The organism is Bacillus sp. TE8-1 (genome assembly GCF_008368855.1).
GTDB classification, from domain to species: domain Bacteria; phylum Bacillota; class Bacilli; order Bacillales; family Bacillaceae_G; genus Bacillus_A; species Bacillus_A cereus.
Window position 1 is genome coordinate 76,246 of record NZ_QPET01000005.1, and the last position, 19,149, is coordinate 95,394.

Sequence of the window (19,149 nt, forward strand, 5' to 3'; positions counted from 1 at the left end):
CCTTTTTATTAAAGTTTATAGAAAATCATTCTTCTACTTTCCTTATTTCCACTCGTTTAATTTGATGCATATCCTTTTCAAGGACTTTAAAATAAAAACCGTGTTTCTCAATAATATCTCCTTCAGCAACGATTTGTTTTTGTACCATAATCCAGCCACCAATTGTATCTACATCATCAGCAATTAAATGTATGCCAAGCAAATCATTTACTTCACTAATAAGCACTTTTCCTTCTACGATTTTATAACCTTCACTTATATGCTCTATAGGGGGATTCTCATCTTCATCGTATTCATCTCGAATTTCTCCAACAATTTCTTCTAAAATATCTTCTAGTGTAACAATCCCAGCTGTACCACCATATTCATCATACAATACAGCTAATGGAATGTGTTTTCTTTGCATTTGTAATAGTAAATCATGAATTGGAATATTTTCTAGCACTTCAATAACTGGCCTTGTATATGGCATAATTGAGCACTCCTCGTCCCGATTACCATCCATATAACGAATAAATAAATCTTTTACATTAACCATCCCAATAATTTCATCTTTATCTTCACCAAATACAGGATATCTCGTGTACTTTTCTTGCGCGATTACTTTAATATGTGTTTCAAATGGTTCGTCCTCATATAAGCCTACAACTTCCGTACGAGGTACCATAATTTCTTTTGCTACTCTATTATCAAATTCAAAAATATTATTTACATATTTAAATTCCCTTTGGTTAATCTCTCCGCTCTCATAGCTCTCAGATAAGATTAACCTTAATTCTTCTTCTGAATGAGCTACTTCATGTTCAGAAGCTGGATGTAATCCGAATAAACCAGTTACAACCCTCGCTGAACCATTCAAAGCCCAAATAAACGGATACATAACTCGGTAAAAATAAATAAGTGGTTTCGATAACAATAAGCTAACTTGTTCTGCTTTTTGTATAGCAAATGTCTTTGGAGCAAGTTCCCCAATGACAACATGTAAAAATGTAATTACTGCAAAGGCAATAATAAATGAAACTGTACTGGAAATTGCAGGTGAGAATTTTAATTTTAAAAACAACGGCTCGAGTAAATGTTTAATGGTTGGTTCCCCTAACCACCCAAGCCCTAAAGCAGTAATTGTAATACCTAGCTGACAGGCCGATAAATATTCATCTAAATTTGAAGTTACCTTTTTAGCTGCCAGTGCACCTCGTCTTTTTTCGCTAACGAGTTGATCAATACGACTGCTACGTACCTTAATAATTGCAAATTCAACAGCCACAAAAAATGCTGTTAACCCAATAAGAATGACTACCATCAATAATTTTAAAATATCCACATATGCTCTTTAGCTTTCTTAGCTAAAGTTACACCTCCTTTTAAAAAGAAGTTTCACTTTAGTTTCTTCAATTATTGGAAAGCAACTCTATATAAAATCCACCAATTTTCAAACCTCATACAATTCTAAAGGTAAACCATCAGGATCTTGGAAAAAGACGAATTTCTTCCCCGTTATTTCATCAATACGGATCGGTTCCGTCTCAACACCACATTGGTTTAAATGCTTCACAGCTTCTTCTATATTTGTAACAGCAAATGCTAAATGTCTAAGACCGGCTGCTTCTGGAAAACTTTTGCGCTCAGGCGGATTTGGAAATGAAAATAATTCGATTTGATACTCTTCTCCTACACATAAATCTAATTTATAAGAATCTCGTTCCTTTCTATATACTTCATTTATCTCTTCAAACCCTAATATCCTAGTATAAAAATCCTTTGACGTCTCATAATTCGAACAAATAATTGCAACGTGATGCACTCTACATATATTCATGCTCTCTCTATTCCTTTCTTTACCAAAGATGCATATTCTCCCTTGAAATGAAAAACATATATAGCAGAATATCTCTTTTAGGGGGCTTACCATGAAATTCATTACTTTTTTCGTCGGACTAATTGTTGTTTTCTTGCTCGCTTATATTGCTAGCAATAATAAGAAGCATATTAAATTTAAACCAATTTTTATCATGCTTATTATACAGTTAATTTTAACCTATTTACTATTAAATACAGAAATCGGCCTCATACTTATTAGAATCATTTCCAGTTTGTTTACCAAGCTACTCGAGTATGCTGCTGATGGAATAAATTTCGTATTTGGTGGTCTTGCAAATAAAGGTGAAATGCCATTTTTCCTTACTGTATTATTACCAATCGTCTTTATTTCTGTTTTAATTGGCATATTACAACATTTTAAAATATTACCATTTTTTATTCGTTGGATCGGGTACTTTCTTAGTAAAATAAATGGTCTTGGTAAATTAGAATCTTACAACGCTATCGCCTCTGCCATTGTCGGCCAATCAGAAGTTTTTATTACAGTGAAAAAACAATTAGCTCAAATTCCAAAACACCGTCTTTATACACTTTGTGCCTCTGCTATGTCAACCGTATCTATGTCTATCGTAGGTGCCTATATGACAATGATTGAACCTAAATATGTAGTAACTGCACTCGTTCTCAATTTATTTAGCGGTTTTATTATCATACTCATCATTAACCCTTACGACGTTAAAGATGACGAAGATATTTTAGAAATCAAAGGTGAAAAACAAAGCTTTTTTGAAATGCTTGGAGAATACATTCTTGATGGTTTTCGTGTAGCCATTGTTGTCGGCGCTATGCTCATCGGATTCGTCGCATTAATTAGTTGTATTAATGACCTGTTCCTCATTATATTCGGTATTACGTTCCAACAATTAATCGGCTATGTATTTGCACCTATCGCATTCCTTATCGGTGTACCCAGTTCTGAAATTGTCGCGGCTGGCAGCATTATGGCAACGAAGCTTGTAACGAATGAATTTGTCGCAATGATGGACCTTAGTAAAATTTCTAATAGCCTTTCTCCCCGTACAGTTGGTATTATTTCTGTTTTCCTTGTATCTTTTGCCAATTTTTCTTCCATTGGTATTATTTCAGGTGCGGTAAAAGGACTAAACGAAGAACAAGGAAACGTTGTTGCGAGGTTTGGCCTTAAATTACTATATGGAGCTACTCTCGTTAGTATTTTATCTGCAATTATCGTAAGCATTATGTTGTAATTAGGTAAAATTTTATCATTTTCTTATCCCTATCTTTTGTATACAATAACGAATAGGTGTCTTATAAATAATCAAGACATCTATTTTTTATACATGTACAATCGCTTTTATTTAGCGTAAAATATTTTTTATGTGTTTGAATACACTTCTAAATGTATACACTTTGATAGTTTTAAAGGAGAAAAAATGATGAAATCCGACACGAACAACAATACGCGAGCCAAAAAAGGACGCTCAAAGAAAAAACGCCTACTTTGGTTCCTTCTTATTCCATTACTAATTGTAGCACTTGGAGCAGGAGGCTACTCCTTCCATATATACAGTAAAGCAAAGTCCGTCTTAAATAATGCTTATGCTGAACTAGGTCGAGGAGATAAGTCCAGTAAACGTGAAAAAGCTGTTAAACCTATGACCGACAATATTTCCGTACTAATTATGGGTGTTGATGAAAGTGATATTAGGGAAAAAGGTTATGGAAAAGCAACTCGAACAGATGCGTTATTACTTGCAACAATTAATAAAAACGATAAATCCGTTAAACTTGTAAGCATTCCACGTGACTCACGCGTCTACATTAAATCACGTGATAAATACGATAAAATCACACATGCGCACGTATTCGGTGGTGTAGACAGCACAATTGATACGGTAGAGAACTTTTTAGATGTTCCAGTTGACTACTATGTAAAATTCAATTTTAAATCCTTTATTAAAATTGTTGATTCTCTTGGTGGTATTACTGTAGACGTTCCAGTTGAGTTCACAGAGCAAAATAGTAAAGATGAAGCAGATGCCATTCATCTAAAAAAAGGACGTCAACATTTAAATGGAGAAGAGGCACTGGCACTAGCTAGAACTCGTCATATCGATAGTGATTATATGCGTGGTCAACGTCAACAGCTTGTATTAGAGGCCATTGCTGAAAAGGCACTATCTCTTAATTCCATTAATAAAATCGGTGGCCTACTAGACGCTGTCGATAAAGATTTAAAAACTAATTTAACTTTTGATGATATGATGACAATTACAAAAAATTCAATGGATTCAAATTTAAAAATGGAAAAAATGCAAGTAGAGGGTACAGATAAATATATAGGTGGTATTTATTATTACGTTCCAAATGAAAAAAGCGTCGATACTATTTCAACTACCCTTCAAAAACATCTCGGTGTTACGAATAAAAATGAACATAAAAAATTATAATAAAAAGGCTGCTAGATCTTTCTAGACAGCCTTTTTATTATATTTTTCAACATATTTTTCATACACATTGTGACAAGAAGTGACAATTATTACAGTGGTGTAACATTTTTTATGAAAACATTACACACACAGTGAAAATAATAGTATACTAGTACGTACATAATGTTATTTTCATCATTTTTATACAAAAAATGTAATACATATATTTATACATAAATTTCTGGGGGGAAATAAATGAAGCTAAGTAAAATACTGATTGGTTCTGCAATTGCTGGGGGCATATTACTTTGTGTAGGCGGTGTTGGGGGATATCAATATGTATCCAAATTAAATAATCAATTAGATACTACTGCATTACCAAATACTACATTTGAAGGTATTTCTCTCGACGGAAAAAATAAGAAGGATATTCAAGCAATTATTAATCAAAAGGTAACTGAGTTAGATCAAAAATCCCTTACCTACATATTCCAAAACGATAAACAAACTTACACATGGAAAGATTTAGGGATAAATTATAAAGAGAAAGATATTATTGACAAAATCTTCAAAGAACAAGAAGGAAACGTAATGAATCGTTACAAAATGCGTAAGCAAGCTGAAAACGGTGAATTAAAACGTGACTATAAATTAACACCACAATTAAATGCAACAGCTTATGAAACCTTTATAAAAGATAAATATAATGAAACATTAAAAAATCCTGTTAACGCAGAATTAAGTATTGAAGGCTCAACAGTAAATATTAGTCAAAGCCAAAACGGAGAAAAAATTGATAAAGGGAAACTAAGCGGTTTAACAAATGAAGCTATTACTACTGGTAAATCAGATGTTACATTACCAGTTACATTCATAAAACCAGAACGTTCTACAGAAGACATACAGAAAATGGGTATTAAAGAAGTCATTGCTGAATATTCTACTCCAATGGCTGGCCGTAACGGAAATCAATCATTTAACGTAAATAAGTCAGCTAATACTTTAAGTGGGGTTATTGTCGCACCTGATGAAACATTTAGTTTTAACGGTCGCGTTGGCGTAACTGATGCTGCACATGGTTATAAATCTGCAGCAGTATATTCACAAGGTAAAGTAATACAAAGTGCAGGCGGAGGAGTTTGCCAAGTCAGTAGTACATTATACAGTGCAGCTTTAAGGGCAGATTTAGGCATTGTTTCTCGAAGCAATCATTCTATGCCAGTAAATTATTTACCACTTGGGCAAGATGCAGCAGTAGCAGATTATGGTCCAGATTTAAAATTTAAAAATAATACAGGCAATCATATTTATATTCAAGCATTTTCAAATGGAGGTAGTATTACTACACGCATTTTCGGTACAAATACTGGTAAAAATGTTGAAGTTTCTTCTCAAGTAATTAGTAGAACTAGTGATAAAATCACCGCGGTTACGTATAAAAAAGTAACACAAAACGGGGAAGTAATATCAAATGGACAAATTTCAAAAAGCGTATATAAAAGCGCTCCAAAAGAATAGATAATATCAACCGAATAGCATAAAGAAAAAGGCGTGATTAAATCACGCCTTTTTCTTTTGCAGTAATAGTAAAAAAGTTTCAAGATGGTCTTTCGTTTCTTCTAAAGACCACATACGATTTCCTTGCTTCGCAGCTAATACACACGCCTCTTCCCACGCGTTCTTTTTCTTCATATTTATTAATTCATCACGTAATTTCAAAACAATTTCTTCGTCTTCTTGTTCAATAAACTCTTCCATCACGCTTACTATTTCATCCTCATGAATACTTAACGTACAGTACGATTTAAGAAAGTATTGTAATGTCGTATACATAATGTACTCCCCCTTCTTATTTATCAGATGGATAAGAAGTAATAATCTTAAACCCTAATTCTCCTGACTTATCTCTTGCTAAAACAGTAACAGTTTTTACTAACTTGTCTTTTACACTCATATTTTTCTTTATTACCGTTTTTCCAACAGGAAATGAATGAGTTGTATTTAATACGAGACGAGCCTCTTTAGAATTTTTTAACCAATCTTGAATTTCCTTGTCATGTTGCTTCAAGCTATCTTTTACAGCTTTCGTCGCTGTTTCTTTATCATAGTATGTACTTGCGGCTGACACTTTATCTGTCTTCAAGCGATTCTTCAAATCCTCTTCTGACTTGCCTACATGTCTTTCAATCGTATGACCATTTTTAGGTGGTCCTTCCATTTCATCTAAAATATTATCACTAATTTTTTCTACCGATGTAGCTTGATTCCCTGTCTGTTTCTCTGTTTTTTGTTCTTTTCCTGCACATCCGCTTAAGATCAGCATTAATGCCAATAAACTACTGAAGAAAAGACTACTTATTCGTTTCATCATATCACCTCTTCCATGATTATTATCGCAACTTCACTAAAAGTCAATTTCACAACGAAAAAATCTATCAGTTTTCATTTTTTTCATCTATTTTTCCATATTTACCCCAGCAATTTCATCAACCCTCTATTTTTCGCCTTTTATAATATATACCCCCTATATTTTTCGATTATTTCCCAGATAAAATCACCGATAACATAACTATAAAACTCTTTTATACAAAGGTTTTTATAGTATTTTTAAAAACATTTTAAAATACCCCTATTTTTTTATACCTAATACCCATATAAGGTATAAAATACCCTTCTTATCAACGTTTTCTACATTATGTAAATTTCCCCTTGCCTATACAAACGAAATGTGGTGTAATGCAAAAAAAGATAAAGGATTTTAAACAATGGCTGAAACGATTCAAAATTTCTTAACAGAATACTATTCAATCGCAATTCCACTTAGTATCTTAATTAACATCATCATTAGTCTTTTAGGTTTTATCCCTAGTATTTTTTTAACCGCCATTAATATACAGCTCTTTGGCGTAACAAATGGTACTGTTATTTCGATCGTAGGCGAAGCATTAGGGGCTATTATCTCGTTTTATATTTACCGCATGGGCCTTCAAAAGTTCACTCACGATAAAGTAAATAAATACCCAAAGGTAGAGCGTCTTCTTTATGTAGAAGGTAGAGAGGCCTTTCTACTCGTTCTATCGTTTCGCTTGATACCTTTCATCCCATCAAGTATCGTGACTTTATTTGCGGCTCTAGGTAAGATCTCATTACTCTCCTTCAGTATTGCCAGCACAATAGGGAAAATACCGGCATTGTTAATCGAAGTATATTCTGCCTATCATGTCATGAACGGAACAAATGAAGCAAAGTGGATTGTAACAATCGCAGGCGCTATTGGATTGTTTTATTTGTGGAAAAAATGGAGAAAAAAAAAATAAAGAAGGAGCATAGGCTCCTTCTTTATTTTTGAGGTATTTTATTAATAGCTATCCTTTTTAATCCTTAGTTAATACCAACAGCACTAAATGATTGCTTAACTGCTGCTACTTCCGCAGAAGTCGCACCATATAAATCAGCTGCAGCTTGTACTGCACCAGCACGAGCTTGGCTAAATGTAGTAGATTGCGTGAAATATTGTGTGTTTGCACGGTAATAAATTGCACCTAACTTATCTTTACCAATGCCCGTTACAGTTACACCCGAATGCGTACCACCATTTGCTAATAAATAAGCTTGTTTGTTAATGATACCACTGTTTGTATGAACCCCACCGTTATCACTAGTACCAGTGTAACGCTTAGAATAATGGTCTGGATCACCGTATTTCGCTGGATCACTCATAGAGCGAAGCGCATCTCCTGCTTTACCAGGCGTATAAATATCTTCACCAATCTCCCAATCCGGGTTACGGTTATCATAGAATTCTACTAAAGTACCAAAAATATCAGAAATTGCTTCATTTAGCGCTCCTGATTCATTTTGATAAATTAAGTCCGAGCTATTTTCAGTAACAGCATGCGTTAATTCGTGACCAATTACATCAATTCCACCAGATAATGAAGTGAATGTTACACCATCACCATCTCCGTATACCATTTGTGAGCCGTTCCAGAATGCATTATTATACTTACTTCCGTAATGAACTGTCGATTTTAACGGAGCTCCTGCATCATTAATAGAGTTTCTGTTAAATGTAGCTTTATAATAGTCATATGTTTTACCTGCATAGTAATGAGCATCTACTGCCGCTGCATCATACGCCGCATTGAAAACATTATCTGCATCTCCCCATAAAGTTCCTGGTAATGTAGTACGATTTTTCGCATCATATGTGAAAATCGTTGCTCCGCGCGTATTATCTTGTAAGTAGTAAGAAGATGCAGATAACGTTGTATTAAGTGACTTCGTATCTCCTAATACACCTTTACCAGTACCCACTGCATTTGTTCCTGTTACAGGCTTTACAGCCGGTTTCGCTTCTTGTTTAGGAGCCTCTTGCTTAACTGGTGATTTATCTTCATTTGTTACATGATCCAATTTATTATATTTATTTAATACTTTACCGCTGTCTGCTTCAATGAAATAGTAGTAGTTTCCTGGACTTGGATCTAAGAAGTTTAGATTTACAACGTATGCATATGTTGTTTCTTCACCATTTTGATATACATATAAGTCCGCTTTTGGTTCTACCTCATATTTCGGTGTTACCCCTAAATCTTGTTGCGCGATTTCAATTGCTTTTGCGCCTTCAATCTTATTTTTATTTTTCAACTTTTCCTTTTTGTCTAAATCAGGTGCAACTGTTCCAGACAATACTTTTAAAGAACCGTCTTTACTTACGTGAGCCACTTGAGTAGAACCCCATACAGGCACTCCTTCGTAAACTTGTTGCATACGTACTACTGTTGAATCAGTTACAGCATCTTTCTTCACTTGTTTCACTTTGAAAGAATCTTGCGCACTCTTTTCCCCTAGCTTGTAATCACCTTTTGCTGCATTTAAGTAATCAAACACAACAGATTCCGCTTTCTTACCAGTCGCTCCAGTTAGATCACCAGAAATAAACTCAGGTGACTGTACTGTCTCATTGTACTTCTTCGTAGAGAGTACATTTTTAGAATCCGCAAATGCAGAGCCTGTCCCTCCAAATGTTGTAACTGCCATTCCTGTCGCTAACACTAACGCTAAACTTTTCTTTTTCATGAACCTTCCCCCTAATAAAAAATTTTTTTGAAAAAGAGTAGTTTTATATTAGCATTATGTTTCCACTATTAATATACTAAAAATTCAAATAATTATTTTCTCAAGTTTTGTAGAATTTTGAGGAACAAATATTGAAAAAACCCTTTCCTGTTGGAAAGGGGTTTCTGTTAAGAATTTATTAATTCTACTACTTTTTCTCCTTGACCATAAATATCCGATGTCCAAGCATATTGCGGTTCCAATACCACTAATACAGCTACCAAAGCCAAAGCACCAATAATTATTTTTTTCATATTATTTTCCTCCCTTTTCTTCTAATAAATTAATTGCTAATTTATAGTAGTTATTACTTTCCTTAAATTCTAGTAATTCCTCGTGATATCCTGCTAGTTCTAAATACACCATTTTTAATTCCTTTTTATTTTCTTCGCCTCTAAAAAATGGGATTGCCTCAACTTCTAAAAATCTTTTATAAACATCTTTCGTTTCAAAGTATTTATTCTTAAGCATTGAAAGTATATATAGCATACTTTTATACTTTTCATCCCTCTTGGCAACATCTATCCCTTTATTAATCCAATCTTTCGCTTCTTCAAATTCTTTTAATTCAATACACTGCAAAGCGATCTCATACACTGCATCAATATAATTTAAATCCTCTTCCTTTTTGTACTTTAGGCATTGTAAATAATAATCTTTTGCTTTTGCATAATCTTTTAAGTTATAGTACAAAAAGCCTAAATTATTTAAAGCAATAGCTGTTATACTTTCTTTATCAGCAAAAGAATTTGCTTCCCTCAAAATATTATTATAAATAGATAGTGCTTCATTATATTGCTTTTTTTGTATATAACTCAACGCAATAAGTAACTGGCAATTTATCACATAACGGAATTTATATTCATTCTTAAATCCTTCCATTGCTACATTAGCAAAATGTAAAGTCATATGTTCAACTTCTAATTCATTATAAACAAGAGCTAAATTGAAATATATTCCATTCTCATGATAACCTTGTTCCTTTGCCATTACTTCTGTTCGAGTCAAATACTCCAATGCCTTCTTATATCTATGTTGTAAAAAATAATATAACCCTTTGCTATACGTATATAATAATTTTTGGAATGGTGAATACTTTTTGTACATCTTCTTTAAGCTCTCTAACTCTTTTTCGACAGCAGGAAAATCCCTTTTCATAATTAAATAACGTGTATACAGCAGTTTATAATAATTTATAATTTCAAAATCCAACACATGCTTCATTTCACCTTGCAACTCTTCATATATACGTTCTACTTGTTGCTTGTCTAAATGAACTAGTGCATTTAACCATTCATCCAGCTTCCCCTTCACATCTTCTTCTACATCTCTCAAATCCGTCACAGCAATTTCTAGTCTTGTGCAGAGCAATTGTAGAATTTCTTCTGATGCTTCGATCTTTCCATTTTCGATCTTACTTAAGTATGAGACAGAACAAATGCCCTGACATAATTCTTCTTGTGTCATTTTTTGCTGGAGCCGTTTATAAAAGACTTGTTTGCCTATTTTTTCTAATGTTTGTTGCATTGTCCTCCTCCATTCTCATTACCCCCATTACTCTAATAATACATAAAATTTGGAGAAATATAAATTGATAAATATAAATTTTCTAAAAAATATGCATAATTTCATTTTTTTCTCTCTTGACTTCACATCAATATCTCTTCTTTGCTACGAATGGTGAAAAATTGGTATACTATAACCAAATTATGGAGGTGTTCTCGCGATGACTCATTATAAAGACGATAGTTATGCCTTACATACAGACCTATATCAAATCAACATGGCTTATACATATTGGAAAGATGGTATTCATAATCGCCGTTCTGTTTTTGATTTATATTTTCGAAAGCTTCCATTTGAGAACGGTTACGCTGTTTTTGCTGGCCTTGAGAAAATTGTAGAGTACATTGAAAATTTCAGTTTTACTGAAAGCGATATCGCTTATTTAGCAGAATTACAATTTGAAGAAGAATTCCTTCATTATTTACAAAATATGAAATTCACTGGGACGATTCGCAGTATGCAAGAAGGTGAAGTTGTATTTAATAACGAGCCTTTATTACGTGTTGATGCACCACTTGGTGAAGCACAAATTATTGAGACTGCCCTCTTAAATATTGTGAATTACCAAACATTAATTGCCACAAAAGCAGCACGTATGAAACATGCTGCAAGTAATGATGAGCTTTTAGAGTTCGGCACAAGACGTGCCCATGAGTTCGATGCTGCCCTTTGGGGGACGCGTGCTGCCTTTATTGGTGGTTTCTCCTCTACAAGCAACGTTCGTGCTGGGAAACGCTTTGGGATTCCTGTAGCTGGCACACACGCTCACTCTTTCGTTCAAGCATATCGCGATGAATACGTCGCGTTTAAAAAATACGCTGAAACTCATAAAAAGTGCGTCTTTCTCGTTGATACATATGACACATTGAAATCTGGTGTTCCAAATGCGATTCGTGTTGCAAAAGAATTTGGGGATCGTATTGATTTCTATGGCATACGTCTTGATAGTGGTGATATGGCTTATTTATCGAAAAAGGCACGAAAACTATTAGATGAAGCAGGGTTTACAAATACAAAAATTATCGCTTCTAGCGATTTAGATGAATACACAATTATGCACCTTAAATCTCAAGGAGCAAAAATTGACGTATGGGGCGTTGGGACAAAATTAATTACGTCCTTTGAGCAACCTGCATTGGGGGCTGTTTACAAACTAGTTGCGATTGAAGATACTGACGGAAAATTAAATGATACGATTAAAATTTCATCTAACCCTGAAAAAATTACCACTCCAGGACTGAAACGAATTTATCGTATTATCAATCGGGTAAACGATCATGCAGAAGGCGATTATATTGCGTTAGATTCTGAAGAACCTGGAAAAGAAGAGCGCTTAAAAATGTTCCATCCAGTTCACACATATATAAGTAAATTCGTAACAAACTTTGAAGCCCGTGAACTGCATAAAGATATTTTCGTTAACGGTGAAAGAACATATGAACTACCAAGTATATTAGATATTCAAAAATATAATGAACAGAGTCTCTCTCTATTTTGGGAAGAATATATGCGAACTTTAAATCCTGAAGAATACCCTGTCGATTTAAGCCAAGAGTGTTGGGATCATAAAATGAATTACATTCAAACTGTTCGAGAACAAGTTGAAAAAAACATACAAAAGTAACCAGAGAAGTTTCTCCTTCTCTGGTTTTTTCAATACTATATGGATATTTGTAAAAAATATATTAAAATAATAAGACGAATGTTTTTAATTTGTAAATTTTAATATAATACTATTTAAAATTAAAATAATATTTGGTATTATTTTATTGAGTCAATTTCAACAAAATCACCAATAAAAAAGAGGACGCGGGTCGCGTCCTCTTTTTTATAAATCTTTCACTCTTAATACACGCATTGCATTTAACACTGCAAGTAGTGTCACACCAACATCTGAGAAAACAGCTTCCCACATTGTTGCAATACCAAAAGCACCAAGTAATAAAACGATCCCTTTTACACCTAAAGCAAAGATGATATTTTGCCACACTATACTTCTTGTACGTTTTGCAATTTTTACAGCTGTCGCAATTTTTGAAGGCTCATCAGTCATAATAACGATGTCTGCCGCTTCAATTGCTGCATCTGACCCTAAACCACCCATCGCAATACCAACGTCTGCACGGGCTAATACTGGTGTATCGTTAATACCGTCACCAACGAAGGCAATTTTTTCTTTTCCGTGCTTCGCTGCATCAATTTTTTCAATCTCTTCTACTTTTTGTTGCGGTAGTAATTCCGCATGAACTTCATCTAAGCCTAATTCTTTACCGACAGCTTCACCAACTGGTTTTGCATCACCAGTTAACATTACTGTCTTTTTAATACCTAGTTCTTTTAATTTTTGAATCGCTTGTTTCGAATCCTCTTTTACCTCATCAGAGATAACAATATAACCTGCATATCTTCCATCTACAGCAACATGAACTAATGTACCTACTGTTTCTGGTTGCTTAAATTCAATATTTTCTTTTCTCATTAATTTTGCATTACCTGCAAAAATTTCTTTTCCTTGTACTTTTACAACTGTACCGTGACCAGAAATTTCGTTATAATCATCGATTATTTTTTCATCAATTGATTTTCCATATGCCTTTCGAATAGATTGGGCAATTGGATGGTTAGAATATACTTCAGCAAATGCCGCATACTCTAATAACTCTTCACTTGTAGTACCTTCGCTCGGTTCCATTTTTGTAACTTTGAAAACACCTTTTGTTAATGTTCCTGTTTTGTCAAAAACAATATATTTCACATCATTTAAAGCTTCTAAATAGTTACTACCTTTTACTAACACACCACTTTTAGATGCACCACCAATACCTCCAAAGAATCCAAGAGGAATGGATACAACTAACGCACATGGACAAGAGATTACTAAGAACACTAAAGCTCTATAAATCCACTCAGAGAATGTAGCTCCTTCTAAAATAAGTGGTGGAATAAACGCCATGATTGCCGCTGTAATAACTACAACTGGAGTGTAGTAACGTGCAAACTTCGTAATAAAGTTTTCCGTTGGTGCTTTTTTACTGCTTGCATTTTGAACTAAATCTAAAATTTTCGATACAGTTGATTCACCGAATTCTTTTGTAACTTCAATTGTCAACACACCGTTTTGGTTCACAAAGCCACTTAATACATCATTTCCAACTTCAACTTCACGTGGTACAGATTCACCTGTTAATGCTGAAGTATCTACCATTGATGTTCCTTCAATTACTTTTCCGTCTAACGGCACTTTCTCACCTGGCTTAACGATAATATAATCGCCAATTTGTACATCTTCTGGTGATACTTGTTTCGTTTCATTTCCAACCTTTACATTCGCATAATCAGGACGAATATCCATTAATGAAGTAATTGATTTTCGAGAGCGGTTTACCGCAATGCTTTGGAATAGTTCTCCTACTTGATAAAATAGCATTACTGCTACAGCTTCTGAGTATTGTTGAATTGCAAAAGCTCCTACAGTTGCAATTGCCATTAAGAAGTTTTCATCAAATACTTGGCCACGAGTTATGTTTCTTACCGCTCTCCAAACGATATCTCCACCTATTAATAAATAAGCAAGGACGAATAACGGAATTGTTACCATTTGTGGTAAGCCCGCTAATGCAGCAATTGCTGTCAAAATTCCGCCGACCACTAATCTCCCTACCATCTTTTTCACATTTGCTTCACCATGATCATGACTATGCCCGTGGTCATGACCGTTCTTCTCTTCACGAACAACTTTCACGTCTGGCTCTAACTTTTGAACGACATTTGTTATATTTGCTACAGTCGCTTCTAGTTCTCTTTTATTCGCAACTTCTACTCGTAGTTTCTTCGATACGAAATCAACAGTTGCTTCTGAGACAGCTGGCATTTCCTTCACTTTATTTTCAATTTTCATTGCACAGTTCGCGCAATCTAAACCTTCTAATATAAATACTTCTTTAGCAATTTTATTTTTTTGTTCTTCTTGCACTTTAATATGCGGTTCTAATTTTGTAACGAGTTGTTTTGCTTCCGTAACAACTTCGTTTTCTTTATTTTGTGCCGTTTCTAAAATCATTGTCTTTGTTGCAAAGTTTACAGAGCAAGAATTTACTCCTTCTATATTCCCAACACCTTTTTCAATTTTCATTGCACAATTCGCACAATCTAAACCTTCTAGCATCAGTTTCTTTTTCACTAACGCTTCAGCCATCGTTCTCCCTCCTCGCGTTCTTTTTATTCTTCTTCGTTTACGTGTTCAAACGCTTGCTCGAAGATATGAATTACGTGCTGGTCAGCTAACGAATAATAAACAACCTTTCCTTCTTTACGATTCTTCACAAGTTTCGCTTGCTTTAACACACGAAGCTGATGCGAAATAGATGATTGTGTCATTCCTAATAAATAAGCTAAATCACAAACGCACATTTCAGCTTCAAATAGTGCATGTAATATTCTCGTACGTGTACGGTCACCTAATACTTTAAATAGTTCTGCTACTTTACTTAAACTTTCATCAGTTGGAATTGTTTGTTTTACTTGCTCTACAACTTCTTCATGAATTATCGTTTGAGAACATGTCTCTTGTGGTGTTTCTACTTTATTTCCAGCCATTATAGCTCACCTCTTTAATTGAACATATGAACAATCATTCATATATCTTATACTCTTATTATATGAGCGCCTACTCATATGTGTCAATGAAATCTGAATTTTTTTTATGAACATTCCGTTCACATTTTAATAAGTCGTATACATATTTTCCGCACCCTCTATATTCTCATACAAAAAAGGATGCACAATTCGCACACCCCTTTTTACTTACTTTTCATTTTCACCGCATCCACAATTAAAGAAACAAATCCTAACTGATTATCCCGATTTCTATGGTCAAAACGTTTCGAACGATAAATAAATCCATCTTTCTCATTCCAATCATTATAGTGAAACTTACCATTCTCATCACAGTATTCTAAGAGCCTCACTTGAAAACCTGCTGATTCAAACATGGACGTGATTGTTTTATAGTTATGAACAATTTTATGGCTTGCTGCAGGATGATCTAATGGACCAGGTCCACCTACTTGTACCCCTTGTTGATATTCTTCATCTGGAAAAAATGCATCTGGTACTGCACAACGAATATATCCATTCTCCATTAAAAACTCATAACAAATTTTTGCAGCTTCAATTCCTTCTTCATATGATAAATGCTCCCATACATGTTCTGCCAAAATTACTGATAAAGAATTAGGTTGAAATTTATCAAGCCAAGTTTCTCTCCGTAATAAATTTAATTCTTCTTCATTCGTATGTAACCAACCAGGGTTATTATTATAACCCTCTGCTCCAACTACAACTTTTGTTTCTTCCATTTTGCTCCCACCCTTTTTCATATTCCGACATAAAAATTCAACAAAGTAATATACATTCCCTTTATTTCAACAAAAGAAAAAGCCTTGCGCGCTCCCTAGACGCACAAGGCTTACTATACTTATATCCCTTTTAATTAAGCTTTTAATTAGCTTGTTCTAAATTATCCTGCGAACTTCCATCGTCTTTTAAATGACTATGTTTTTTCGAATAAACAAAGTATACAACTACTCCGATTGCTAACCAAGCACCGAAGTACATCCATGTTTTTAATGGTAGGTTTACCATTAAGAATAGACAACATGCAATTGAAATAATCGGCAAGATCGGTACAAGTGGTACCATAAATCCACGTTGTAATTTTGGATGTGTTTTACGAAGAATAATAACTGACACACCAACCATCGCAAATGTTAACAACGCTCCAATATTCGCTAAATTCGACAATTCTTTCAAATCGATAAATCCAGCAATTAAAGCACTACCAATTCCTGTTAACCAAACTGTAAATGTTGGTGCTTCTGTCTTTTTATTAATTTTCGCGAAAGATTCTGGCAATAAACCGTCACGGCTCATAGCGAAGAATACACGTGTCGTTGCATAAATGTAAGCAAAAATTACTGCCATAATACCAATTACAGCTCCAATTGCGATTATACCAGCTACTTTATCTTGTCCTACAACTTCTAACACATACGCCATCGCTTCCGGTACATCTAGCTCTTTATATGAAACCATACCCGTCATAACGAGACAAACTACAACATAAATGATTGTACAAATGACTAACGAAGCGATAATACCAATCGGTAGATCACGTTGCGGATTTTTTACTTCTTCAGCAGAAGTTGCTAATGCATCAAATCCTAAGAAAGCAAAGAATACTGCTGCTCCCCCCGCGAAAACTCCACTTAAACCGTACGGTGCAAATGGTATCCAGTTTTCTGGTTTCACGTAGAATACACCAACTGCAATGAATAAAACAACGATACCAATTTTAATTAATACCATTATGTTATTCACTCGTTTACTTTCTTTCGTACCTCTTGATAATAACCAAGTTATAACTAATGTAACGATAACTGCTGGTAAATTCACTATACCACCTTGAGACGGAATCGTTAGCAGTGCTTTTGGAATTTCAAGCCCTAATCCACTCACTAAGTTATGGAAGTAACCAGTCCATCCGCCAGCTACTGCGGCAGTCGTTACAACATATACGGATAGTAATGTCCATCCCATTAAATGAGCTACAAACTCACCAATTGTTGCATATGAGTATGTGTACACACTACCTGAAACAGGAAGTGTAGAAGCAACCTCTGCGTAACATAATGCTGCAAATCCACAAACGATGGCTGCAATCATGAATGAAAAAATAACTGCTGGACCAGCATCTCTTGCTGCTACTAATCCAGTTAATACTAGAACTCCTGTACCAATTATCGCACCAATCCCTAGCATTGTTAGGTCAAATGCCCCTAGCGTTTTCGTCAAAGTTTTACTTTTACTTTCCCCTAACAATTGCGTAACGGATTTCTTTTTAAATAGGTTGGCCACGATGTATGCCCCCTTTTGCCAAGAAGAGCTAAGAGATCTTCACTCTTAGCTCTTATCATGTTGTTTTATATATTGTTCGATTTTGTTTTGTATAATGCTTCTATTAGCAAGATACTGTTTCTGCTTCTAATAATTCTTTAGCACCTTTGTACTCTACACCGTGAGCTTCTGCAACTGCTTCGAATGTTACATAGCCATCTAATGTGTTAATACCTTTTAGTAATGCAGTGTTACCTAGGCAAGCTTCTTTGTAGCCTTTGTTAGCAATTTGTACTGCATATGGTACTGTTACGTTTGTTAATGCAAGAGTTGATGTACGTGGAACCGCACCTGGCATGTTTGCAACTGCATAATGAACAACGCCGTGTTTTTCGTAAGTTGGGTTATCATGAGTTGTAATACGGTCAGTTGTTTCGAAAATACCACCTTGGTCAATCGCGATATCTACAACAACAGAACCTGGTTCCATTGATTTAATCATTTCTTCTGTTACAAGTTTTGGAGCTTTTGCACCTGGGATTAATACTGCACCGATTACAAGATCAGACTCTTTAACAGCTTCTGCAATATTGTAAGGATTAGACATTAAAGTTTTTACTTGGTTTCCGAAAATGTCATCTAATTGACGAAGACGTTCTGCACTTAAGTCGATGATTGTTACATCCGCACCTAGTCCAACTGCAATTTTAGCAGCATTTGTACCAGCTTGTCCACCACCGATGATTGTTACTTTACCACGTTTAACCCCTGGAACACCTGCAAGTAAGATACCTTTACCGCCTTTGTTTTTCTCAAGGAATTGTGCACCAATTTGTGCAGCCATACGACCAGCTACTTCACTCATAGGCGCAAGTAATGGTAATGAACGGTTTTCTAATTGTACTGTTTCATATGCGATAGAAACAACTTTTTTCTCGATTAAAGCTTTTGTTAATTCTGGCTCTGGAGCTAAGTGTAAGTATGTGAACAAGATTAAGCCTTCACTGAAGTGTTTGTATTCGCTTTCAATTGGTTCCTTAACTTTCATAACCATTTCCATATTCCAAGCTTCTTCAGCTGTATCAACAATTTTTGCTCCCGCTTCAACATACTGAGCATCTGTGAAACCAGACCCTAAACCTGCACCCTTTTGAATGAATACTTCGTGATTGTTACGAATTAAATGTACAACACCTGCTGGTGTCATTGCCACACGGTTTTCGTTGTTTTTAATTTCTGCTGGTACCCCAATACGCATAATGAAATGCCCCCTTATAATTAACAGAAAAAAGAGATT

Annotated in this window: 17 protein-coding genes; 5 read left to right on the forward strand and 12 right to left on the reverse strand. The window is 34.7% G+C overall.

Features of this window, described 5'->3' with window-relative positions; genetic code table 11:
• Window positions 1-25: 25 nt before the first annotated feature.
• A complete protein-coding gene (locus DN404_RS05470; RefSeq protein ID WP_000353313.1) occupies window positions 26-1,324 on the reverse strand; it encodes a hemolysin family protein in 1,299 nt (432 codons plus the stop codon).
• Between the two features lie 108 nt (window positions 1,325-1,432).
• A complete protein-coding gene (gene gloA2, locus DN404_RS05475) occupies window positions 1,433-1,819 on the reverse strand; it encodes an SMU1112c/YaeR family gloxylase I-like metalloprotein (protein WP_149214804.1) in 387 nt (128 codons plus the stop codon).
• Between the two features lie 91 nt (window positions 1,820-1,910).
• Between gloA2 and DN404_RS05480 the strand changes: the two genes are divergently transcribed.
• From DN404_RS05480 to DN404_RS05490, 3 genes are all read left to right on the forward strand, one after another.
• A complete protein-coding gene (locus DN404_RS05480) occupies window positions 1,911-3,089 on the forward strand; it encodes a NupC/NupG family nucleoside CNT transporter (protein ID WP_000668866.1) in 1,179 nt (392 codons plus the stop codon).
• Window positions 3,090-3,275: 186 nt separating this feature from the next.
• The gene (locus DN404_RS05485) at window positions 3,276-4,292 is read left to right on the forward strand and encodes an LCP family protein (RefSeq protein WP_002163841.1); all 1,017 of its coding nucleotides are present in this window, start codon (window positions 3,276-3,278) and stop codon (window positions 4,290-4,292) included.
• 234 nt (window positions 4,293-4,526) lie between these two features.
• A complete protein-coding gene (locus DN404_RS05490; RefSeq protein WP_000777355.1) occupies window positions 4,527-5,789 on the forward strand; it encodes a VanW family protein in 1,263 nt (420 codons plus the stop codon).
• 42 nt (window positions 5,790-5,831) lie between these two features.
• Here DN404_RS05490 and DN404_RS05495 read toward each other — a convergent pair whose 3' ends face one another.
• Together DN404_RS05495 and DN404_RS05500 are read right to left on the reverse strand one after the other, a co-directional pair.
• Window positions 5,832-6,104, reverse strand: coding sequence for a hypothetical protein (locus tag DN404_RS05495; protein WP_000288803.1), 273 nt, complete (start codon window positions 6,102-6,104; stop codon window positions 5,832-5,834).
• 16 nt (window positions 6,105-6,120) lie between these two features.
• The gene (locus DN404_RS05500) at window positions 6,121-6,639 is read right to left on the reverse strand and encodes an RNase A-like domain-containing lipoprotein (RefSeq protein ID WP_000822694.1); all 519 of its coding nucleotides are present in this window, start codon (window positions 6,637-6,639) and stop codon (window positions 6,121-6,123) included.
• Between the two features lie 397 nt (window positions 6,640-7,036).
• Between DN404_RS05500 and DN404_RS05505 the strand changes: the two genes are divergently transcribed.
• On the forward strand, window positions 7,037-7,588 hold the full coding sequence (locus DN404_RS05505; protein WP_149214805.1) for a TVP38/TMEM64 family protein: 552 nt from the start codon (window positions 7,037-7,039) through the stop codon (window positions 7,586-7,588).
• A gap of 64 nt (window positions 7,589-7,652) precedes the next feature.
• On the opposite strand, the gene DN404_RS05510 is transcribed toward DN404_RS05505, so the two are convergent.
• The 3 genes from DN404_RS05510 to DN404_RS05520 all read right to left on the reverse strand — a co-directional run bounded on the left by DN404_RS05510 (window position 7,653) and on the right by DN404_RS05520 (window position 10,919).
• Window positions 7,653-9,353, reverse strand: a complete 1,701-nt coding sequence (locus tag DN404_RS05510; protein WP_149214806.1) for a M4 family metallopeptidase — start codon at window positions 9,351-9,353, stop codon at window positions 7,653-7,655.
• Between the two features lie 167 nt (window positions 9,354-9,520).
• Complete coding sequence (locus tag DN404_RS05515) at window positions 9,521-9,646, reverse strand: NprX family peptide pheromone (protein ID WP_000720172.1); 126 nt, start codon at window positions 9,644-9,646, stop codon at window positions 9,521-9,523.
• A gap of 1 nt (window position 9,647) precedes the next feature.
• On the reverse strand, window positions 9,648-10,919 hold the full coding sequence (locus tag DN404_RS05520) for a helix-turn-helix domain-containing protein (RefSeq protein WP_001187959.1): 1,272 nt from the start codon (window positions 10,917-10,919) through the stop codon (window positions 9,648-9,650).
• A 199-nt stretch (window positions 10,920-11,118) separates the two neighbouring features.
• Here DN404_RS05520 and DN404_RS05525 point away from each other — a divergent pair, with 199 nt between their 5' ends.
• Window positions 11,119-12,582, forward strand: coding sequence for a nicotinate phosphoribosyltransferase (locus DN404_RS05525; RefSeq protein WP_000150184.1), 1,464 nt, complete (start codon window positions 11,119-11,121; stop codon window positions 12,580-12,582).
• A 204-nt stretch (window positions 12,583-12,786) separates the two neighbouring features.
• On the opposite strand, the gene DN404_RS05530 is transcribed toward DN404_RS05525, so the two are convergent.
• The 5 genes from DN404_RS05530 to ald form a co-directional block, all read right to left on the reverse strand.
• On the reverse strand, window positions 12,787-15,153 hold the full coding sequence (locus tag DN404_RS05530; RefSeq protein WP_000796569.1) for a heavy metal translocating P-type ATPase: 2,367 nt from the start codon (window positions 15,151-15,153) through the stop codon (window positions 12,787-12,789).
• 23 nt (window positions 15,154-15,176) lie between these two features.
• Complete coding sequence (locus tag DN404_RS05535) at window positions 15,177-15,554, reverse strand: ArsR/SmtB family transcription factor (protein ID WP_000918378.1); 378 nt, start codon at window positions 15,552-15,554, stop codon at window positions 15,177-15,179.
• Window positions 15,555-15,757: 203 nt separating this feature from the next.
• The gene (locus DN404_RS05540) at window positions 15,758-16,315 is read right to left on the reverse strand and encodes a class I SAM-dependent methyltransferase (RefSeq protein ID WP_000393177.1); all 558 of its coding nucleotides are present in this window, start codon (window positions 16,313-16,315) and stop codon (window positions 15,758-15,760) included.
• 142 nt (window positions 16,316-16,457) lie between these two features.
• Entirely contained in the window at window positions 16,458-17,873 is a 1,416-nt protein-coding gene (locus DN404_RS05545; RefSeq protein WP_001284887.1) for an amino acid permease, read from the reverse strand.
• Window positions 17,874-17,976: 103 nt separating this feature from the next.
• Window positions 17,977-19,110 (reverse strand): alanine dehydrogenase, encoded by a 1,134-nt coding sequence (ald, locus tag DN404_RS05550; RefSeq protein ID WP_001219744.1) that lies wholly within the window; start codon window positions 19,108-19,110, stop codon window positions 17,977-17,979.
• Window positions 19,111-19,149 lie beyond the last annotated feature (39 nt).